Below are 17,525 nucleotides of genomic sequence, written 5' to 3'. Positions count from 1 at the left end.
CAAGGAACGGACGCTTCCTTCGTACTCACCCTCTCGGGCTTTCCTCCGGGCGCTTCCCTTCGGTGTCTCCGACTCTATCAGATCTTTTCCGACCCGATTTCCTCGGTGCTTTCCAGGTTCCCGCTCTCGCGTTTCCCTTTCCGGCGGCTCCGACTTTATCAGAAGTTTCGGGCCGTTTGATCGGCCGTCCCTTTCCGAATCTGTGCGGAGAGTGCTTCCTTTGAGGCGACGTCTCGACGTCGATCTTGGAAGCGGCTAGATGTCAACTGATCGCCGACCGGACTCTGTCCAGTTCCAGGCAACTGTTCAAATCTACCTCCCTGTAGGCGCCGTGTCAACGGCTCCTGTGGGGCGAGGGAGACATTAACAGCTCAGCGGGGGTGTTCGCACATCAGGCGGCCGTCGGCACGCGCGCGCTGCGCTCGGCCGCGTCGAGGTCACCGGTGTCTCCCGTGCGGGATGCGCGTCCGCCCAGGACGTAGACGTAGGCCAGGAAGGCCAGCTCGGCTGCGATCCCGATGCTGATGCGGGCCCAGGTGGGCAGGCCGGAGGGCGTCACGAAGCCCTCGATGGCGCCGGACACGAGCAGCACCAGCGCCAGGCCCATCGCCATGCCGACGGCAGCGCGCCCTTCTTCCGCGAGGGCCGTCCTGCGAGTGCGGGGTCCCGGGTCGATGACGGTCCAGCCGAGCCGGAGTCCGGTCCCGGCGGCGACGAAGACGGCTGTCAGCTCCAGCAGACCGTGCGGCAGCAGAAGGCCGAGAAAAGTGTCGAGGCGCCCGGCGGAGGACATCAGGCCGAGCCCGACGCCCAGGTTGAGCACGTTCAGGAACAGGATCCACAGCACGGGCAGTCCGAGGAAGATGCCCAGGACCAGGCACATCGCCGCGGCCTGGGCGTTGTTCGTCCAGACCTGGGCCGCGAACGCGGCGGCCGGATGGCTCGAGTAGTAGGTCTCGTACCCGCCGCCGGGGCGGGTGAGCTCGCGCAGTTCGGTGGGGGCGGCGATGGCCGACTGCACCTCCGGGTGGGTGCCGATCCACCATCCCAGCAGGGCCGCGACGATCGTGGAGACGATCGCGGTGGGTACCCACCAGTGGCGCGAGCGGTAGACGGCGGCCGGGAAGCCGGCGGTCAGGAAGTGGACGGCATCGCGCCAGGAGGCGCGGCGGGTTCCCGTCACCGTGCTGCGCGCGCGTGCCACGAGCCCACTGAGCCGGCCGGTGAGCTGCGGGTCGGGGGCACTGGATCTGATCAGGGAGAGGTGGGTGGCGGTGCGCTGGTACAGGACGACGAGTTCGTCGGCCTCCGCGCCGGTGAGGCGGCGCCGGCGGCGGAGCAGTGCGTCGAGGCGGTTCCACTCGGCTCGGTGCGTGGAGACGAAGACGTCGAGGTCCATCGGTGTGCCTGCTCCTGGGCTGTTCGTCGGCGGCTCGTCCGGAGTGTCAGCTTGTCGTACTGCGGCGCGATGCGCCCTCAGCTTGGCAGACTGGCTGATCGAGGAGCAGGTCAGGGGAAGGGACGGCAGGCGTGAGTGAGCTGGTGACGGGCGAGGCTGTGGCGCTGGAGCTGCGCCCCGCGAGGTTGCCCAGCAGGGCGCTGGCCGTGCTGATCGATCTGACCGTGGCCGTCGTGGCGTACACCGTGGTGACCGTGGCCCTGGTGATGGCCACGGCGTCCCTGGACGAGGCCGCACAGGTCGCGGTGTCGATCGCGACGTTCCTCCTGGTGCTGGTGGGCACTCCGATCGCGGTGGAGACCCTCAGTCACGGGCGGTCGCTCGGCAAGCTGGCGTGCGGTCTGCGCGTGGTGCGGGACGACGGCGGTCCCATCCGGTTCCGGCACGCCCTGGTGCGGGGCGCGATCGGGGTCGTCGAGATTCTGCTGACGTTCGGTGTGATCGCCTGTGTCGCGTCCCTGGTGTCGGCACGGGGGCGGCGGCTCGGTGACGTGTTCGCGGGGACCCTGGTGGTGCGGGAGCGGATTCCCGAGGCCCGGGCCGGTTTCGTGCCGCCTCCCCCGCCCTGGCTGGCGGGTCGTTTCACCGAGCTCGACCTGTCGGCGGTGCCGGACGGGCTGTGGCTGGCCGTCCGGCAGTACCTGACGCGGATGCAGCAACTGGACCCGCAGGTCGGCTGGTCGATGGCGGAGCGGCTCGCGGCCGACGTCGTGGCGCTGACGGGTGCTCCGGCCCCGCAGGGTGTTCCGCCGGCCGCGTTCCTGGCGGCGGTGCTCCAGGAGCGGCAGGCGCGGGAGGTGCGGCGGGCCTACGGGGACGGTCGGGCGGTGGGAGGTCCGGTGGTCGGCTGGGTGCCGCCGTCCTACGGGCCCGCGCCGTCCTACGGGCCCGCGGCGGCGGGCGGGGTGCCCGAGGTCCACGGTGCGGGCGCGTCGCCGCAGGGTGTGCCGCGGGAGACGGCCCCGGGGGCGGCGATGCCGCCGTTCGCCGCCGGTCCGGCCGCGGGTGTTCCGGGCCCTGCGCCGAAGCCGGCGTCCGGGACGGGCGAGGGGTCCGGGGCGGCGTCCGGCACGGGGTTCGTGCCGCCGGCGTGACGAGTCCGGGGCGGCCTGCCGTGCAGCGGCGGTCAGGCGAAGGACGACGGCGGTGACTCCAGGTCCTCCAACTCGATGCCGGGTGCGGCGAGTACGACGTCGCCGGCGATGTGCACGGTGTGCCGTTCGCCCGTGTCGAGGGCTGTGACCTGGTACTCGTCCACGGTGAGGGGGCCGTTGTCAGTGGTGTGTGTTTCTCTTCCCATCAGGGCCCAGGACTGGTCGACCGTGCGTGGTGCGAGGACCGGGTCCGTGAAGGCGACGAGGCGTAGACGCGTGGCGGGGGCGGAGGGGGTGAGTCGCAGCAGCCGGGTGGTGGCGACGAGGAAGGCGGGGGACGTGCCGGTGAAGGCATGGGCGCGCACGTTGCCCTCGTCGGCGTGGCCGCCGGTGGGGTCGGCGCGGACCCAGGTGACGCCGTCGAGTGCGGCGCCGCGCACCTGCCATCCGGCAGCGTGGAGTTCCAGGCGGAGGGGGCGGCCCAGCTCGTCGAGGGTCAGGTCGACGGAGCCGCGGTGATCGCCCGAGGGGGTGGTCAGCCGGGAGACGTAGCGCCAGCCGGAGGGGCCGGGGGCGCACTGGAAGTGTTCTTCTGCGAGGGGGGTGTGGTCGTGCGGGTCGTGGAGTGCATAGCGACCGCGGGGCATGGGGATCTGTCCTGGATCTCGACGGGCCGGTCCGGTCGTCGCGGGGAGCCGGGCCGGCGGGGAGGCCGACGGGGCAGGCCCCCGACACGGGGGTGCGGGGGCCTGCCTCAAAGGACGGTGCCGCGGGGAAGGCCGTGGCCTGCTGTTGCGGGCGTGCCGGTGGACGGCACGCCCGCGGCGGGCAGGTCCCGCGGGCCGGGCTCGCGCTGCTCAGTAGCGGTAGTGGTCCGGCTTGTAGGGGCCCTCGACCTCGACGCCGATGTAGGCGGCCTGCTCCGGGCGCAGCCGGGTGAGCTTCACGCCGAGCGCGTCCAGGTGGAGGCGGGCGACCTTCTCGTCGAGGTGCTTGGGCAGTGTGTAGACGCCGGTCGGGTAGGCGTCGGGCTTGGTGAACAGCTCGATCTGGGCCAGGGTCTGGTCCGCGAAGGAGTTGGACATCACGAACGACGGGTGTCCGGTGGCGTTGCCCAGGTTCAGCAGGCGGCCCTCGGAGAGGACGATGATCTTCTTGCCGTCCGGGAAGGTCCAGGTGTGGACCTGCGGCTTGATCTCGTCCTTGACGATGCCGGGAACCTTCGCGAGGCCGGCCATGTCGATCTCGTTGTCGAAGTGGCCGATGTTGCCGACGATCGCCTGGTGCTTCATCTTGGCCATGTCCGCGGCCATGACGATGTCCTTGTTGCCGGTCGTGGTGATGAAGATGTCGGCCTGGTCGACGATCTCGTCGAGGGTCGTGACCTGGTAGCCGTCCATGGCGGCCTGCAGGGCGCAGATCGGGTCGATCTCGGTGACGATGACGCGGGCGCCCTGGCCGCGCAGGGACTCCGCGCAGCCCTTGCCCACGTCGCCGTAGCCGCAGACGACCGCGGTCTTGCCGCCGATCAGGGTGTCGGTGGCGCGGTTGATGCCGTCGACCAGGGAGTGGCGGCAGCCGTACTTGTTGTCGAACTTCGACTTGGTGACGGCGTCGTTGACGTTGATCGCCGGGAACAGCAGGGTGCCGTCGCGCTGCATCTCGTACAGGCGGTGGACGCCCGTCGTGGTCTCCTCGGTCACGCCGCGGATCTCGGAGGACAGCTGGGTCCACTTCTGGGGGTTCTCGCCCAGGGTGCGGGTCAGCAGTTCGAGGATGACGCGGTGCTCGTCGGACTCGGCGGTGTCGGGCGAGGGGACCTCACCGTCCTTCTCGTACTCGACGCCCTTGTGGACGAGGAGGGTGGCGTCACCGCCGTCGTCCAGGATCATGTTGGGGCCGCCGGTGGGGCTGTCCGGCCAGGTCAGCGCCTGCTCCGTGCACCACCAGTACTCCTCCAGGGTCTCGCCCTTCCAGGCGAACACCGGGATGCCCTGCGGGTTGTCGGGCGTGCCGTCCGGGCCGACGGCGATCGCGGCGGCCGCGTGGTCCTGGGTGGAGAAGATGTTGCAGGACGCCCAGCGGACCTCGGCGCCCAGGGCGACCAGGGTCTCGATCAGTACGGCCGTCTGCACGGTCATGTGCAGGGAGCCGGTGACGCGGGCGCCGGCCAGCGGCTGCGCCTCGGCGTACTCCTCGCGGATCGACATCAGGCCGGGCATCTCGTGCTCGGCCAGCGTGATCTCCTTGCGGCCGAACTCGGCCAGGGAGAGGTCGGAGACCTTGAAGTCCTGTCGGCTGTCGACAGTCGTCATTGCGAGCTGCTCCTCGGGGGTGTGGGTCGAGGTGGGTACGGCTGGTCTGCGCGGCGGCGGACACAGGAGTGCCCGGGAGGACACAGGCATGCCCGCGTGCGCGCAGCGCAGTCCGTCGGAGGCCCTCTCTCCCTCGGCCGGTCCGCTCCGGGACCGCCCGACCGCCATCAGCAGCGACGTCTGGCTCCCCTCCAAGCTACACCGGTACGCATGGCCGTCCCCAGTCCGCCTCCGAACAGATCACGCCGATCGCGGCACGGGACGGGTCCCGGAACCCGGCGCGTTCGGCAGGGTGACGGGGACGCGGTGCGGGAGGAGGCGGCCGTGCACGCCTGGCGGGACGGGAGCCGACCCGCCGGGTCCGGCCGACGGCTCGGCGAGGCCCTGCGGGACGTCGGGCTGATGGCGGGTGCGCTGCTCAGGGCTCGACGGGATGCCGCGCCGGACCGCCCGGGGTGGCCTCGCGGTCCGGGCCCTTGGCGGCATCGGCCTCGCTGTAGATGTCGGGCTCCAGGTAGATGACGCGGGCGATCGGGACCGCCGTGCGGATGCGGGCCTCGGCGGCGTTGATGGCGGAGGCGACCTCGGCGGCCGTGTCGTCGTGCTGGACGGCGATCTTGGCGGCGACCAGGAGTTCCTCGGGGCCCAGGTGCAGTGTGCGCATGTGGATGATGCCGGTCACGGTGTCGCCGTCGACCACCGCGGCCTCGATCCTCCTGACCTCTTCCACTCCGGCGGCCTCGCCGAGCAGCAGCGACTTGGTCTCGGCGGCGAGCACGAGCGCGATCACGACGAGCAGGACACCGATGCAGACGGTGCCGACGCCGTCCCAGACGCCGTCGCCGGTGAGCAGGGACAGGCCGACGCCGCCGAGGGCGAGGGCCAGGCCGATGAGCGCGCCGAAGTCCTCCAGGAGGACCACGGGCAGCTCGGGGGCCTTGGCGCGCCGGATGAACTGCGACCAGGACAGCCTGCCGCGCAGCTCGTTGGACTCCTTGATGGCCGTGCGGAAGGAGAAGCCCTCGGCGATGATCGCGAAGAGGAGGACTCCAACCGGCCAGTACCAGTGCTCCAGATCGTGCGGGTGCCTGATCTTCTCGTAGCCCTCGTAGACGGCGAACATGCCGCCGACGGAGAAGAGGACGATGGAGACGAGGAAGGCGTAGATGTAGCGCTCGCGGCCGTACCCGAAGGGGTGCTGCGGGGTGGCCTCGCGTTCGGCCTTCTTGCCGCCGATGAGCAGCAGGGCCTGGTTGCCGGAGTCGGCGACCGAGTGCACGCCCTCGGCGAGCATGGACGACGAGCCGCTGAACGCGAACGCCACGAACTTCGATGCCGCGATCGCGAGGTTGGCGCCGAGTGCCGCCACGATCGCCCTGGTACCGCCTGACGCGCTCATGTGCCCGCGATGTCCCTTCACCTTCGAGTCGCCCCGACGCCTGGGCCGGGGCCCGGATCCCGCCCCGGCCGGCCTTTGCCCGGCCTTTGCCGGTGGGACATTGTTGCAGCAGGCAGGGGCGTCGGCGCGTCAGTCCTCCACAGGACCGGTCATACGATCACGGTGGCCCGGAAGAGCGTGCCGGTGCCGGAGACCTCCGCCCGCTCCCCGGCCGCCACGAAGACCGACTGACCGGGTGTCAGCTCGTGTTCCCCCGCCCGCACGGCACCCGCCGTGCACAACAGGATCTGGGGGGTGGCGCGCGTGAGGTCGTGGGCGGCGCCGGCGGCCGGCAGCACGTACCGGGAGAGCCGGAACTCGTCGGTCGGGGTCTCGTAGACCTCCTCGCCGTCCGGGGACGCCTCGGGGCGCAGCACCCCCGGGTCGGCGGCCTCGAAGCGGACGACGCGCAGGAGTTCGGGCACGTCGATGTGCTTGGGGGTCAGGCCGCAGCGCAGGACGTTGTCGGAGTTGGCCATGATCTCCACGCCGAGGCCGCTGAGGTAGGCGTGCGGGATGCCCGCGCCGAGGAAGAGTGCCTCGCCGGGCTGGAGCCGGACGTGGTTGAGCAGCATGGCGGCGACGACGCCGGGGTCGCCCGGGTAGTGGTGGGCGATGCCGGCGTAGGGGGCGTACGGGCCGCCGAGGCGGTCGCAGGCGGCTGCGGCGTCGGCGACGGTGTGGGCCATCTCCGTGCGGTCGGCGGTGAGGACCGCGGTGAGGACCTCCCGCAGGGCGGCCTCCTCGGGCCGGGCGTGCAGCAGGTCGACGTACGGCTTGAGGGAATCGACGCCGAGGCCGTCGAGCAGGTCGGCGGTCCGTGCGGGGGTTCTGAAGCCGCACAGGCCGTCGAACTCGGTGAGGGCGCAGATCAGTTCGGGCTTGTGGTTGGGGTCTTTGTAGGTGCGGTGCGGGGCGTCGGCGGGGACGCCGCGGCGCTCCTCGTCCGCGTGGCCCTGCTTCGCCTGCTCCAGATCGGGGTGGACCTGGAGGGAGAGCGGGGCGCCGGCGGCGAGGATCTTGAGCAGGAAGGGCAGGTGGGGGCCGAAGCGGGCGAGGGCCGCGGCACCGAGCTCCCGCTCGGGGTCGGCACCGATGACCTCGGCGAGGGTGCCGCGGCCGGTGCACGAGGGGGCGCCGGGGTGGGCACCCATCCACATCTCCGCCTGGGGTTCGCCGGTCGCTTCGACGCCGAGCAGCCGCGGGATGGCGGTGGGGGAACCCCAGGCGTAGGGGCGGATGGTGTTGTCGAGGCGGTCCATGGGGTTCCGTCTGCTCCTTCGTACGTGCGGCGCGGGGGCGGCCCGTGCGTGTGCGGCACCGGTGGCCCGCGCGCGTGCGGCGTCGACGCGGCCTGATGATGCGGGGCGTGCCCGAGGCCGTCCGCGGACGGTCTCGGGCGTCGGCGTCAGGATCAGGTGCGCGAGGCGAGCGCCAGGTAAACGGCGGCGAAATCCGTGATGGCGATCAGTTCCGCGAGGGTCTCCAGCTCGCTGCCGGGTTCCGGGTCGAGCTCGCTGATCGGTGTGTCGTGGCTGAGGGCCAGTTCACGGGCGGCGGGAGCGGCGGTGAGGCCTCCGATGGGGCGGTCGCGCAGCAGTACCACGCGCGCGTGGAGGGCGGGCGTCTCCTCCACGCGGTCGCGGAAGAAGTCGTCCGGGTCGGCGCTGGCGGCGAGCCGCCCGGCGAGGAGGGCGCTGTGGGCGGCGAGTGCCTCGGGCAGCTCGGCGACGACGGCCGGGGTGCCGGAGAGTTCGGCGAGCGCGGCGGCGAAGCGCCGGCCGGCCGGGCCGGCGGAGGTGCCCTCGGTCCAGATCACCGGGAGCGCGTCGGCGAGTTCGGCGGCGAGGGTCTTGGCCGGGTTGCTGTAGGTGGCGATGGCCGGCCCGCAGCGTTCCGCGACGTGGTCGAGGCGGTCGGCGACCTTCAGCAGGGCTTCGGGCGGTGCGGTGAGGAGGCCGATGCGGTCCAGCAGGCTCAGCAGCGGGGTGAGCAGCGCCCAGAGGACGCCGGGGGCGGAGGCCGCGAGGGGTTCGTCCTCCTCGTACGGGGCTGTGGCCAGCGGCACGTAGAGGCCGTGGGCGCCGGCGACGGCCTCCGCGAGCGGGGAGCGGGCGGGTGCCACGGCGGCGACGGTGCAGCCGCGTCGGTAGGCCTGCTCGGCGAGGAGGGAGAGGGACGGTTCGGATCCGTCGGGGGTGGCGATCAGCAGCAGGTCGACGGAGCCGGCCCAACCGGGCAGTTCCCAGCGCAGGGCGCCGGCGGCGGGGGCGACGCCGGTGGGGTCCAGGCGGATGACGGGGCATCCGGCGCCGGCGAGGGTGCCGAGCAGGTCGGCGACGCAGATGGCGGCGGCACCGGGCCCGGCGATGAGGACGGCGCGGGGGCGGCCGTCGGGCTTCAGGTCGCCGACGCCGGCCTCGGTGGCGTGTCGGGCGGCGGTGCGGACGCGGGCGCCGGCCTCGGCGGCTCCGCGCAGCAGCGCGCGGCGGTCGGCCTCGGCGAGGGCCTCCGGCGTGTCGAGCAGCGATTCGTCGAGCATGGTCGGCAGTCTCCGATCGCCGGGTCGTCGGGGGTGCGGGGTACCGGTCTCGACGGGGTCGTCGACGGCCCCGTGGGGTGAGCCGGAGCCCGCGGGGCGGTCGCACCGGGAACGCCGTGCCGTCGGCACGGCGGGTGGGGCGGCGCGGTGCGGCGTCCGCGGGCGGCCGTGGGGCGACCGGCACGGGTGGTGCGCGGGCGCGCGGTCCCGGCCGGGGCGCCGGTGCCGTCACCGCGGTGCGGACGGCCACCGGGGCCGTCCCGGCCGGGTACGGCGGGCGCGGACGTCACTCCGGGCGGCGGGCCTCGTCGACGAGCAGGACGGGGATGCCGTCGCGGACCGGATACGCCAGGCCACAGCCCTGGCCGGTGCAGACCAGCTCGGCGTCCTCCTCCTTGAGGGGAGCGTGGCAGGCCGGGCAGGCGAGGATCTCCAGGAGGCCGGCTTCGAGCGGCATGGCGTGTCCCTTCGGGGCGGACGTGCGGGGTTGTCGATACGTGTGCGGTCGTGCCTGGTCAGCGTACCGCCGGCGAGGGCCGCACGACGGGGGGTCGGGGCGGAGACGCCGACTGGCGTGCCGGTCCGCCCGGGCCCCGGGTCCGGTCAGCCTCTGATGATGGCCAGGGCCTCGTCGCGGACCTTCGCCATCAGTGCCTCGTCCGTCGCCTCCGCGTTCAGGCGCAGCAGCGGTTCGGTGTTGGACGGACGGACGTTGAACCACCAGTCGGCGGAGGCGACGGTGAGCCCGTCGAGTTCGTCCAGCGTGACGTCCGCGCGCCCCTCGTACGCGGCGCGGACGGCGGCGATGCGGGCGGCCTGGTCGGCGACCGTGGAGTTGATCTCGCCGGATCCCGAGTAACGGTCGTACTGGGCGACCAGCGCGGACAGCGGGCCGTCCTGTTCGCCCAGGGCCGCCAGGACGTGCAGGGCTGCCAGCATGCCGGTGTCGGCGTTCCAGAAGTCCTTGAAGTAGTAGTGGGCGGAGTGCTCCCCGCCGAAGATGGCGCCGGTGGCGGCCATCTCCGCCTTGATGAAGGAGTGGCCCACGCGGGTGCGGAGGGGCGTCCCGCCGTTCTCCCGCACGACCTCGGGGACGGACCGGGACGTGATCAGGTTGTGGATGATCGTGCCCCGGCCGCCGTTGCGGGCGAGTTCGCGGGAGGCGACGAGGGCGGTGACGGCGGACGGGGAGACCGGTTCGCCGCGCTGGTCGACGACGAAGCAGCGGTCGGCGTCACCGTCGAAGGCCAGGCCGAGGTCCGCGCCTTCCGCGCGGACCCGCTCCTGCAGGTCGACGAGGTTGGCCGGGTCGAGCGGGTTGGCCTCGTGGTTGGGGAAGGTGCCGTCGAGTTCGAAGTACATCGGGACGACGGTCAGCGGCAGGCCGGCGAGGACGGTCGGGACGGTGTGGCCGCCCATGCCGTTCCCCGCGTCGACGACGGCCTTCAGGGGGCGGATGGAGCTCAGGTCGACGAGGGTGCGCAGGTGCGCCGCGTAGTCCTCCAGCGTGTCGCGGCGGCCGACCGTGCCCGGGTGGGCGACGGGTTCCGGTGCGCCCGACTCGGTCCAGCGCTCGGCCAGTTCCCGGATCTCGGCGAGACCGGTGTCCTGGCCGACGGGTGCGGCGCCCGCGCGGCACATCTTGATGCCGTTGTACCGGGCCGGGTTGTGCGAGGCGGTGAACATCGCGCCCGGCAGGTCCAGGGCGCCCGAGGCGTAGTAGAGCTGGTCGGTGGAGCAGAGGCCGATCTCGGTGACGTCGGCGCCGCGGGAGGCGGCCCCGCGCGCGAAGGCGCCGGACAGGCCGGGCGACGACGGGCGCATGTCGTGGCCGGTCACGATCGCACTCGCGCCGGTCACCTCGGCGAACGCGGCCCCGAAGAGCTCCGCCGTCGACTCGTCCCACTGGTCCGGGACCACGCCGCGTACGTCGTACGCCTTCACGATCTGCGACAGATCAGCAGCCACGGCCAACCTTCCTGAAAGTCCTGTCGGTGCCCACAACCTACCCGCCCGTACCGGCACGGGTGCGGCGCGGGTGCTCTCCTGCCCGGCAGGCGTCGACGGCGGCCGGGGGAGGGTCAGTTGTCGGGCGAGCGCAGCACCCGCAGGTGGCCGCGGCGGGCGACCTCCATCGGGTCCGCGGTGCGGGCCCCGCCGCCGGCGGCCTCGGCCGCGCGTTCCTGCGGGCGGGCGGCCTCGCGCACGGCGTTGGCGAGCGCCTCCAGATCGTCACCGCTGGGCCGGGCCGGGGCGGAGCCGTCGAGGAGGCGGACGACCTCCCAGCCACGGGGGGCGGTCAGGCGCTCGGAATGCTCGGCGCACAGGTCGTAGCAGTGGGGTTCGGCGTAGGTGGCGAGCGGGCCGAGGACCGCGGTCGAGTCGGCGTAGACGTACGTCAGCGTCGCCACGGCGGGTCGGCCGCAGGCGGTGCGCGAACAGCGACGTACAGGGCTCACGACGTTGGACGGTACCGCACTCTTGAGCGGGCCGCGACGACTCTCCACCAGGTCACCCCACCGTGTCGTGCTGTGAAACGCCCCCTATGACACCCCAGTCATACCCCGCTGACCTGCACCGGCACCAGTTCCCTGGGGCATGGGCGGCTTTCCGGACGGTCACCACTCGGTACAAACACCGTCAATCGGCTTGAGATCCGCGGTCCTGGAGGGATGTGGAATCGAGCCCGACCTTGGCTGAAATGGTCATGGGACGACAGGTCGCGGTCAGGTGCCGACGGGTGGCCGGGACGGCGCGTGGGGCGGAGCGGGCGGGGGCGCCGAGGATTACGCTTCACCAGTGATGGAGAACCCCGTACCGCCCCGCGCCGTCGGCCCCGGGCCCCGCCGACGTGATCGCCACGGGCGGGGCATGCGCGGGCCGATCGCGCCGCCGCAGGTGCCGCTCGCGATGAGCCGGGCGGAGGCGTTCGCGGACCTGGTGCAGGACTCCGTGGAACGGCTGGAGCGCCGGTGGCCGCAGCTCGCCGAGATCGACTTCCTGGTGCTGGAGGTGCCCCGGCTGGACGGGCCGGGAGGCCCGTGGAACGACGAGGCCGTGCCGCTGGGCGGGACGATGCCGGCGCGCGACGGGCGGCGGCCCCGGGTGGTCGTGTACCGGCGGCCGGTGGAGATCCGCACCAAGGGGCGTGACGAACGGGCGGCGCTGGTGCACGAGGTGGTCGTCGAGCAGGTCGCCGATCTGCTGGGCCTGACGCCGGAGACGGTGGACCCCCGGTACGGCGAGGACTGAGCGGGGCGGAGACCCGGGCCGGGACGGTCCGCGCACCGGGGCGTGCGGCATGCCGGAGCGGGTGACGCAGGGCGTGCGTCCCCAGCCCCCGGGTCTCCCGGTCCCCCGTCCCCGCCTCCCCTCCCGTGGCTCCGCGGCGCCGCGGTTCCGGCCTACTTCTGGAGCACCGACAGGTCCTGCTCGGCCTCCGGGACGGCGACCGTACCGCGGTCGTCCGGCAGGGTCTGGATCGTGAACCCGACCACACCGCCCTCGGTCTCCGACAGCATGCGGGAGGCGTAGACCGGGCCGCCGGAGAGCGTCTCGACGGTGAGGGCGTAGGTGCCCTTCAGCCCCGAGGGCACCGGGAGCCGGATGTCCTGCGTCGTACCGGACTTGATCGTGTACGTCTGGGTGGCCGCGGTGCCCGCCTCGCTGCCCGCGGAGGCCGTGACCTTCACCTTGGCCTCGACCGTGGGTGCGGTGACGGACAGGGTCGTGCCCTTGGCGCGGTTGTCCGCGGACGTGGCCCGCGCGCCGGCGGGGGCGGTCGCCGGGATGTACGCCGTCTCCTGCTTGTCGCCCTTGCCCCGCACCACACGCAGCGCGGCGACGACCGGCACGGACCGGCCCGTGGGGGTCAGTATCAAAGAGCCCGCCTCACCCCGCGTGACGTCGCCCAGGTCGACCGCCGTGGTCATGCCGGCCTTCAGGTGCAGCGACTCGTGCCCGGCCGGTGTGATCGCGCCGGAGGCCGAGGCCAGCCGTACCTTCAGGTCCGCGTCGTCGTCGCCCGGGGTGAAGGCGACCAGGCGGACCGAGGTCGCGTCCTTGGGGATGCCGGGCAGGACGAGGCTTCCGGACGGGTCCGTGGAGGCGGTCAGCCAGTCGCCGCCGAGTCTGTCGTCGAGGGCCTGGACGGCGGCGCCCACCCGTCCACTGCGCACGTTCACGTGCACGGTGATGTCGTCCTGCTTCTCGCCGGTGAGCGTGGACAGGAGGATCGGCTCGCTGGCGTGCGGCGCGACGGTGATGCCCTCCCCCGCGGTCGCCTTCAGCTCGCCGTCCTTGCCGAAGAGCTCGATGTCGACGACGGCGGCGGCGGCGTCCGGGTTGGTGAGGTGCACGTAGTCGGTGCGGTCGGCGGCCGTGGAGGCGCCGGGGAACCAGAACGCGGTGTCCGCGGGCGTGCAGGTGACGCCCTGCAGGCCGCGGCCCGTGCCGACGGTGACCTCGGTGGTGGCCTGGACGGTCCAGCCGGGGGCGAACTTCCCCTCCGCCGTGCCGACGAGCGCGGGCGCGTCGGCGCCCGAGGCGTTCCCGGCGGCGGGCCTGCCGGGCTCCTTGGGGGTGAGGACCGGTTTCGCGGTCTTCTTCCCGCCGGACGCGGCGCCCCCGGAACTCTTGCCCGCACCCGTGCCGCCGGGGGACTCCTCGGTGGCGGCGAGGAGCTGGGCCTTGCCCGCGCCCTCCGTACTCCGGGTGACGGGTGTGTAGGACGTGTACGACGTCTCGGCGACGTCGGAGGTGCTGGGCGCCGGGCAGAGCAGCGTGGTGCGCTGGACGGGCCGCCGGGTGGCCGTTGCCGCGCTGTCCGCGCCCGCGGCGTCCGGGGTGACCAGGGCGGCGGCCGACGTCACGGCGGCCAGCGCGGCCGTGGCGGCGATCAGGGAGAGGGTGGTGCGGTTCACTGCTGACTCCCGTCGGGGCGCTCACTGCCGGTGCCGTGGGGGTGCGGCTGCGCCGGGTCGTACGCGGTCGCGTCATAGCCCTGGTCGTACGGCTGCGGGTAGGGCGTCCCGTCGTACCCGGCCGTCTGCGCGGTGCCGCCGTACGCGTACGGGTCGTACTGGCCCGCCTGGTAGGGATCGGCACGGTACGGGTCCGCCTGGTAGGGGTCCGCCTGGTACGGGTCCGCCTGGTAGGGGTCGGCGGGTTCGTACACGCCGCCCTGAGGGTGCTGCTGGGCCGCGCCCTGGTACTGCTCGCCGCCGTGGCCGCCGTACTCGGCGGCGCCGGGGTGGCCGGACGTGTCCCATACTCCGCCGGAAGGCTGCTGCGGCACCGCGGCCGGGGGCTCCTGCGGCGGGACCGGCAAGGAGGGGTCCACGGCGCCTGCGGCCTCCGCCTCCGCCTGGGCGCGCAGGCGCCGGGCCCGACGGCCCTCGCCGGCGACGGCCTGGGCCGGGACGACGGGCTCCTCGGGGAGGTCGTCGTCGATGTCGCGGCGGCGGCCCGGCAGGGCCAGGACGACGAGGACGACGGCGAGTGCGCCCTGCGCCCAGAGCCAGGCGGTGTGGCCGACGGTGTCGTCGTGGACGACGTCCAGCCTGCCGCCGGAGGTGGGGAGCTTGAAGCCCTGGGCCCAGCCGTCGACCGTGGTCGGGGTCAGGGGCCTGCCGTCGAGGGTGGCGGTCCAGCCGTCGTCGGCGGTGTCGGCCAGGCGCAGGATCCGGCCGGCGGAGCCCGGCGGGATGTCGGTGTGGATCCCCACCGGGCCCGCGGCGACCGTCTGCGGCTGCCCGGGGCTCTGCGCCGCGTTCGCGCCGCCCGCCGCGGGCACGATCGCGGCACGGGCGACCTGCCGGTCGACGCGCCACAGGGCGCTGCCGTCCTGCTGGCTGAGCCGCTTCAGGCCGGGCGTGGCGTCCAGGATGCGAGTGATCTCGCGGGGCGCGCCCTTGTGGACGAGGACGTAGCGGACGGCGAAGCCGCCGAGCTCGCCGGCCTGGTCGGCACCGGATCCGGCGACGAGGTTGGCGACGATCGTGTCGAGCTGCTCGTTGCCGCCGTCGGCCGCGGCGAGTTCGGCGTCGCCGAGGCGGGCGCCGGAACCGCGGACCAGCATGTAGCGGACGTGGGCCGTGGTGTCGCTGTCGAGGACGAGGGTGCGGGCCTGGTCACTGTTGTTGCCGTCCTCGGCGACGAACGCGGGGACCTGGACCGGGTCGCGCCGCTCCAGTGGGCCGTCGGCACCGCCGATCATCCAGCCGGCGGCGACGAGGAGGGGGCCCGCGGCCGAGGCGAAGGCGATGAGCGCCGCGACCGGCTGCCGCCAGCCGAAGCTCTGCTCGGCGACCCGCGCGCGTGCCCCGTCGGCGCCGATGACGGCCGCGCAGAGCAGGGCGATGCCGTAGACGAGCGTGGCGGGGCCGGCCCAGGCGGAGGCGTTGGACAGCACGGCGAGCACGAGGCCCACCAGGGCGGCCGCCCAGGCCGTGCGGACGGCCGCGCGGCGTTCGGTGCGCAGGAGGGCGGCGAGCGCGGCCAGCACGATGCCGAGGAGCATCATGCCGTGGACCGTGCCCGGCCCGCCGGGACTGGCACCGAGCAGGTCGAGGGCGGAGGCGGCCGAGGTGGTGCCCGGCAGGCCGGCCTCGGTGAGGAAGCCGAACGGCAGCAGGGTCAGCGACCAGGGCGCGAGGACGAGCAGGGGCGTGCCGAGCTGGGCCAGGAAGCGGGGGCCGTAGGCCGTGATGTCGGTTCGGCGGACGGCGAGGACACCGAGACCCAGTATCAGCGCGATGGGCCACACGACCGGCGTGAAGGCGGTGGTGACGGTCAGCAGCAGCGCGTACGCCCAGGTGGCGCGCCAAGTGCCGCGGATGCCGGAGGGGTTGGCCAGGCCGCTGGCGGCGAGGCCGGCGCGGGCGACCAGTGGCAGCAGGACGGCGAGGAGGGCGGTGCCGATCCGGCCGTCGGCGAGGGCGCCGGTGGCGGCCGGCAGGAAGGCGTAGGCGACGGCCGCCCACGCGCGCAGCAGCCGCGACTCGACGAGCGAGCGGGAGGCGAAGTACGCGGTGAAGCCGGCCAGCGGTACCGAGCAGACCAGCAGGACGGTCACGGCGAGGCCGGTCGACCCGAACAGGGCGGAGGCCAGCAGCGCGACGATCGCCAGGTAGGGCGGGGCGGGTGCGGTGCCGCCGGCGCCGACGGGGTGCCAGGTGTCGAGATAGCGCGACCACAGCGCGGAGGCTTCGGCGGGGGCCGGCAGCAGGGCGCCACCGGAGAGGGCACCGTCGCCGAGGAGGTTGCGGCAGGCGGCGAGGGAGACCAGCAGCAGCACCAGGAAGAGCACCGGGCCGGGCTTGCGGGCGATGCGCTTGAGGCGGGCGAACTGCTCGATCTCCAGGAAGTCGGCGTCGTCGCCACCGGGCCCGGACTCCAGGCCGCCGCCGTGCCGTCCACCGGAGGGGACCTCCGGGTCGGAGCCGCCGAGGAAGTTGCCGGCGACCTGTTCGACGGTGGCGCGGACGGTGGCGCCCGGGGGTGGGAAGAGCGGCCGCAGCTCACCCTTGCCGACGGCCGCGCGACCGCGCCTGCGCCGTCCGGTGAAGATCCGGCCGGGCCGCAGGAGGGTGCCCAGCAAGCCGCGGATCTCGTCGAGGGCCTGGCCGGGCACCTTGCCCACGAGATAGGCGACGGTCCGCAGCAGCGTGCCGAGGACCAGCCGCAGCAGCACCCAGGGCAGCACCGCGGTGCGGCTGTTGACGAGGAGGGTGTAGACGGCGCCCGCTTTGTCGACCTTGTGCGGGGACGCGGTGGTGCGGCCCGCGCAGTCGACGGTACGGCGCTCGCGGGAGGCCGCCTCGGCGTGCCGTACGACGGCATCGGGGGCGACCAGGACGCGGTGGCCGGCGGCGTGGGCGCGCCAGCACAGGTCGACGTCGTCACGCATGAGGGGCAGCCGGCGGTCGAAGCCGCCGAGTTCCTCGAAGACGTCGCGGCGGATCAGCATGCCGGCGGTGGACACCGACAGCACGGGCCGGATGTGGTCGTGCTGGCCCTGGTCCTGCTCCCGGCGGTCCAGGCCGGTCCAGCGGCGGCCGGAGTGGGCGATGGTGACGCCGACCTCCAGCAGCTGGCGGCGGTCGTACCAGCCACGCAGCTTGGGGCCGACGACGGCCACGTCGTCGCGGCCGAGTTCCAGCTCCCGGTCGGCGACCCGCAACAGCTCGGCGAGGGCGTCGGGCTCGGGCGCGCAGTCGTCGTGCAGCAGCCACAGCCACTGGATCGGCTCGCCGTGCGGCAGTTCCGGCATGTCGTAGGCGTCGTCGCGCCACGTGCGCGTGACCGGATCCCAGCCGCTGGGCCGCTTCAGGTACGGCAGTTCCTCGGGGGTGAGGACCGGGGCGGAGCGGTGGGCCTCGTCGACGGCCTGGCCGAAGCCGGTGCGGCGGGCCAGGTGCAGCACGTGGTCGGGGCCGAGGGCGTCGGTGACCAGCTGCGCGGAGTCGTCGGCGCTTCCGGTGTCGGCGGCCAGGGCGAACTGGACGGCCCGCTCCTGGCCGAGCAGCCCGGCGAGGGCGTCGGGCAGCCAGCGGGCTCCGTCGTGGGAGACGAGGACCGCGGTGACCACATGGCGCGGGAACTCAGGTGTGGCAGCGGCGTCTTGGCGCGCTGCCGTGTGGCTGTGCACGGACATCGAGGTACGGGCCCCGGTTCG

General features: G+C 73.7%; 13 protein-coding genes. 2 read left to right on the top strand and 11 right to left on the bottom strand.

Going from position 1 to position 17,525, the window contains the following annotated elements; genetic code table 11:
• Positions 1-391: 391 nt before the first annotated feature.
• On the bottom strand, positions 392-1,399 hold the full coding sequence (locus tag I3F54_RS29120; RefSeq protein WP_240121912.1) for a stage II sporulation protein M: 1,008 nt from the start codon (positions 1,397-1,399) through the stop codon (positions 392-394).
• A gap of 131 nt (positions 1,400-1,530) precedes the next feature.
• Here I3F54_RS29120 and I3F54_RS29115 point away from each other — a divergent pair, with 131 nt between their 5' ends.
• A complete protein-coding gene (locus I3F54_RS29115) occupies positions 1,531-2,553 on the top strand; it encodes an RDD family protein (RefSeq protein ID WP_240121911.1) in 1,023 nt (340 codons plus the stop codon).
• 32 nt (positions 2,554-2,585) lie between these two features.
• On the opposite strand, the gene I3F54_RS29110 is transcribed toward I3F54_RS29115, so the two are convergent.
• From I3F54_RS29110 to I3F54_RS29075, 8 genes are all read right to left on the bottom strand, one after another.
• Complete coding sequence (locus I3F54_RS29110; protein ID WP_240121910.1) at positions 2,586-3,200, bottom strand: hypothetical protein; 615 nt, start codon at positions 3,198-3,200, stop codon at positions 2,586-2,588.
• A 210-nt stretch (positions 3,201-3,410) separates the two neighbouring features.
• A complete protein-coding gene (gene ahcY, locus I3F54_RS29105; protein ID WP_240121909.1) occupies positions 3,411-4,868 on the bottom strand; it encodes an adenosylhomocysteinase in 1,458 nt (485 codons plus the stop codon).
• Positions 4,869-5,286: 418 nt separating this feature from the next.
• The gene (locus I3F54_RS29100; RefSeq protein ID WP_240121908.1) at positions 5,287-6,267 is read right to left on the bottom strand and encodes a cation diffusion facilitator family transporter; all 981 of its coding nucleotides are present in this window, start codon (positions 6,265-6,267) and stop codon (positions 5,287-5,289) included.
• Between the two features lie 149 nt (positions 6,268-6,416).
• A complete protein-coding gene (gene manA / locus I3F54_RS29095; RefSeq protein ID WP_240121907.1) occupies positions 6,417-7,568 on the bottom strand; it encodes a mannose-6-phosphate isomerase, class I in 1,152 nt (383 codons plus the stop codon).
• A gap of 152 nt (positions 7,569-7,720) precedes the next feature.
• Entirely contained in the window at positions 7,721-8,848 is a 1,128-nt protein-coding gene (locus I3F54_RS29090; protein ID WP_240121906.1) for an SIS domain-containing protein, read from the bottom strand.
• A 286-nt stretch (positions 8,849-9,134) separates the two neighbouring features.
• Positions 9,135-9,305 carry a Trm112 family protein gene (locus I3F54_RS29085; RefSeq protein WP_240121905.1) on the bottom strand — a complete coding sequence of 57 codons (171 nt, stop codon included), beginning with the start codon at positions 9,303-9,305 and terminating at the stop codon, positions 9,135-9,137.
• Between the two features lie 146 nt (positions 9,306-9,451).
• Positions 9,452-10,816: a phosphomannomutase/phosphoglucomutase gene (locus tag I3F54_RS29080; protein WP_240121904.1), complete on the bottom strand. Its 1,365-nt coding sequence runs from the start codon at positions 10,814-10,816 to the stop codon at positions 9,452-9,454.
• 113 nt (positions 10,817-10,929) lie between these two features.
• A complete protein-coding gene (locus tag I3F54_RS29075) occupies positions 10,930-11,355 on the bottom strand; it encodes a DUF3499 domain-containing protein (RefSeq protein WP_240121903.1) in 426 nt (141 codons plus the stop codon).
• A gap of 295 nt (positions 11,356-11,650) precedes the next feature.
• Between I3F54_RS29075 and I3F54_RS29070 the strand changes: the two genes are divergently transcribed.
• Positions 11,651-12,100: a metallopeptidase family protein gene (locus I3F54_RS29070; RefSeq protein WP_240121915.1), complete on the top strand. Its 450-nt coding sequence runs from the start codon at positions 11,651-11,653 to the stop codon at positions 12,098-12,100.
• A gap of 152 nt (positions 12,101-12,252) precedes the next feature.
• Here the strand turns inward: I3F54_RS29070 and I3F54_RS29065 are convergent, their stop codons facing one another.
• Complete coding sequence (locus I3F54_RS29065) at positions 12,253-13,770, bottom strand: DUF5719 family protein (RefSeq protein WP_240121902.1); 1,518 nt, start codon at positions 13,768-13,770, stop codon at positions 12,253-12,255.
• Positions 13,767-17,504 (bottom strand): glycosyltransferase family 2 protein, encoded by a 3,738-nt coding sequence (locus tag I3F54_RS29060; protein WP_240121901.1) that lies wholly within the window; start codon positions 17,502-17,504, stop codon positions 13,767-13,769. Before I3F54_RS29060 ends, I3F54_RS29065 begins: the two co-directional genes overlap by 4 nt.
• Positions 17,505-17,525: the final 21 nt, after the last annotated feature.

The sequence above is a fragment of the Streptomyces sp. MUM 2J genome (genome assembly GCF_022414535.1).
Taxonomy (GTDB): Bacteria; Actinomycetota; Actinomycetes; order Streptomycetales; family Streptomycetaceae; genus Streptomyces.
This window is presented reverse-complemented; position numbering and strand designations above follow the sequence as displayed.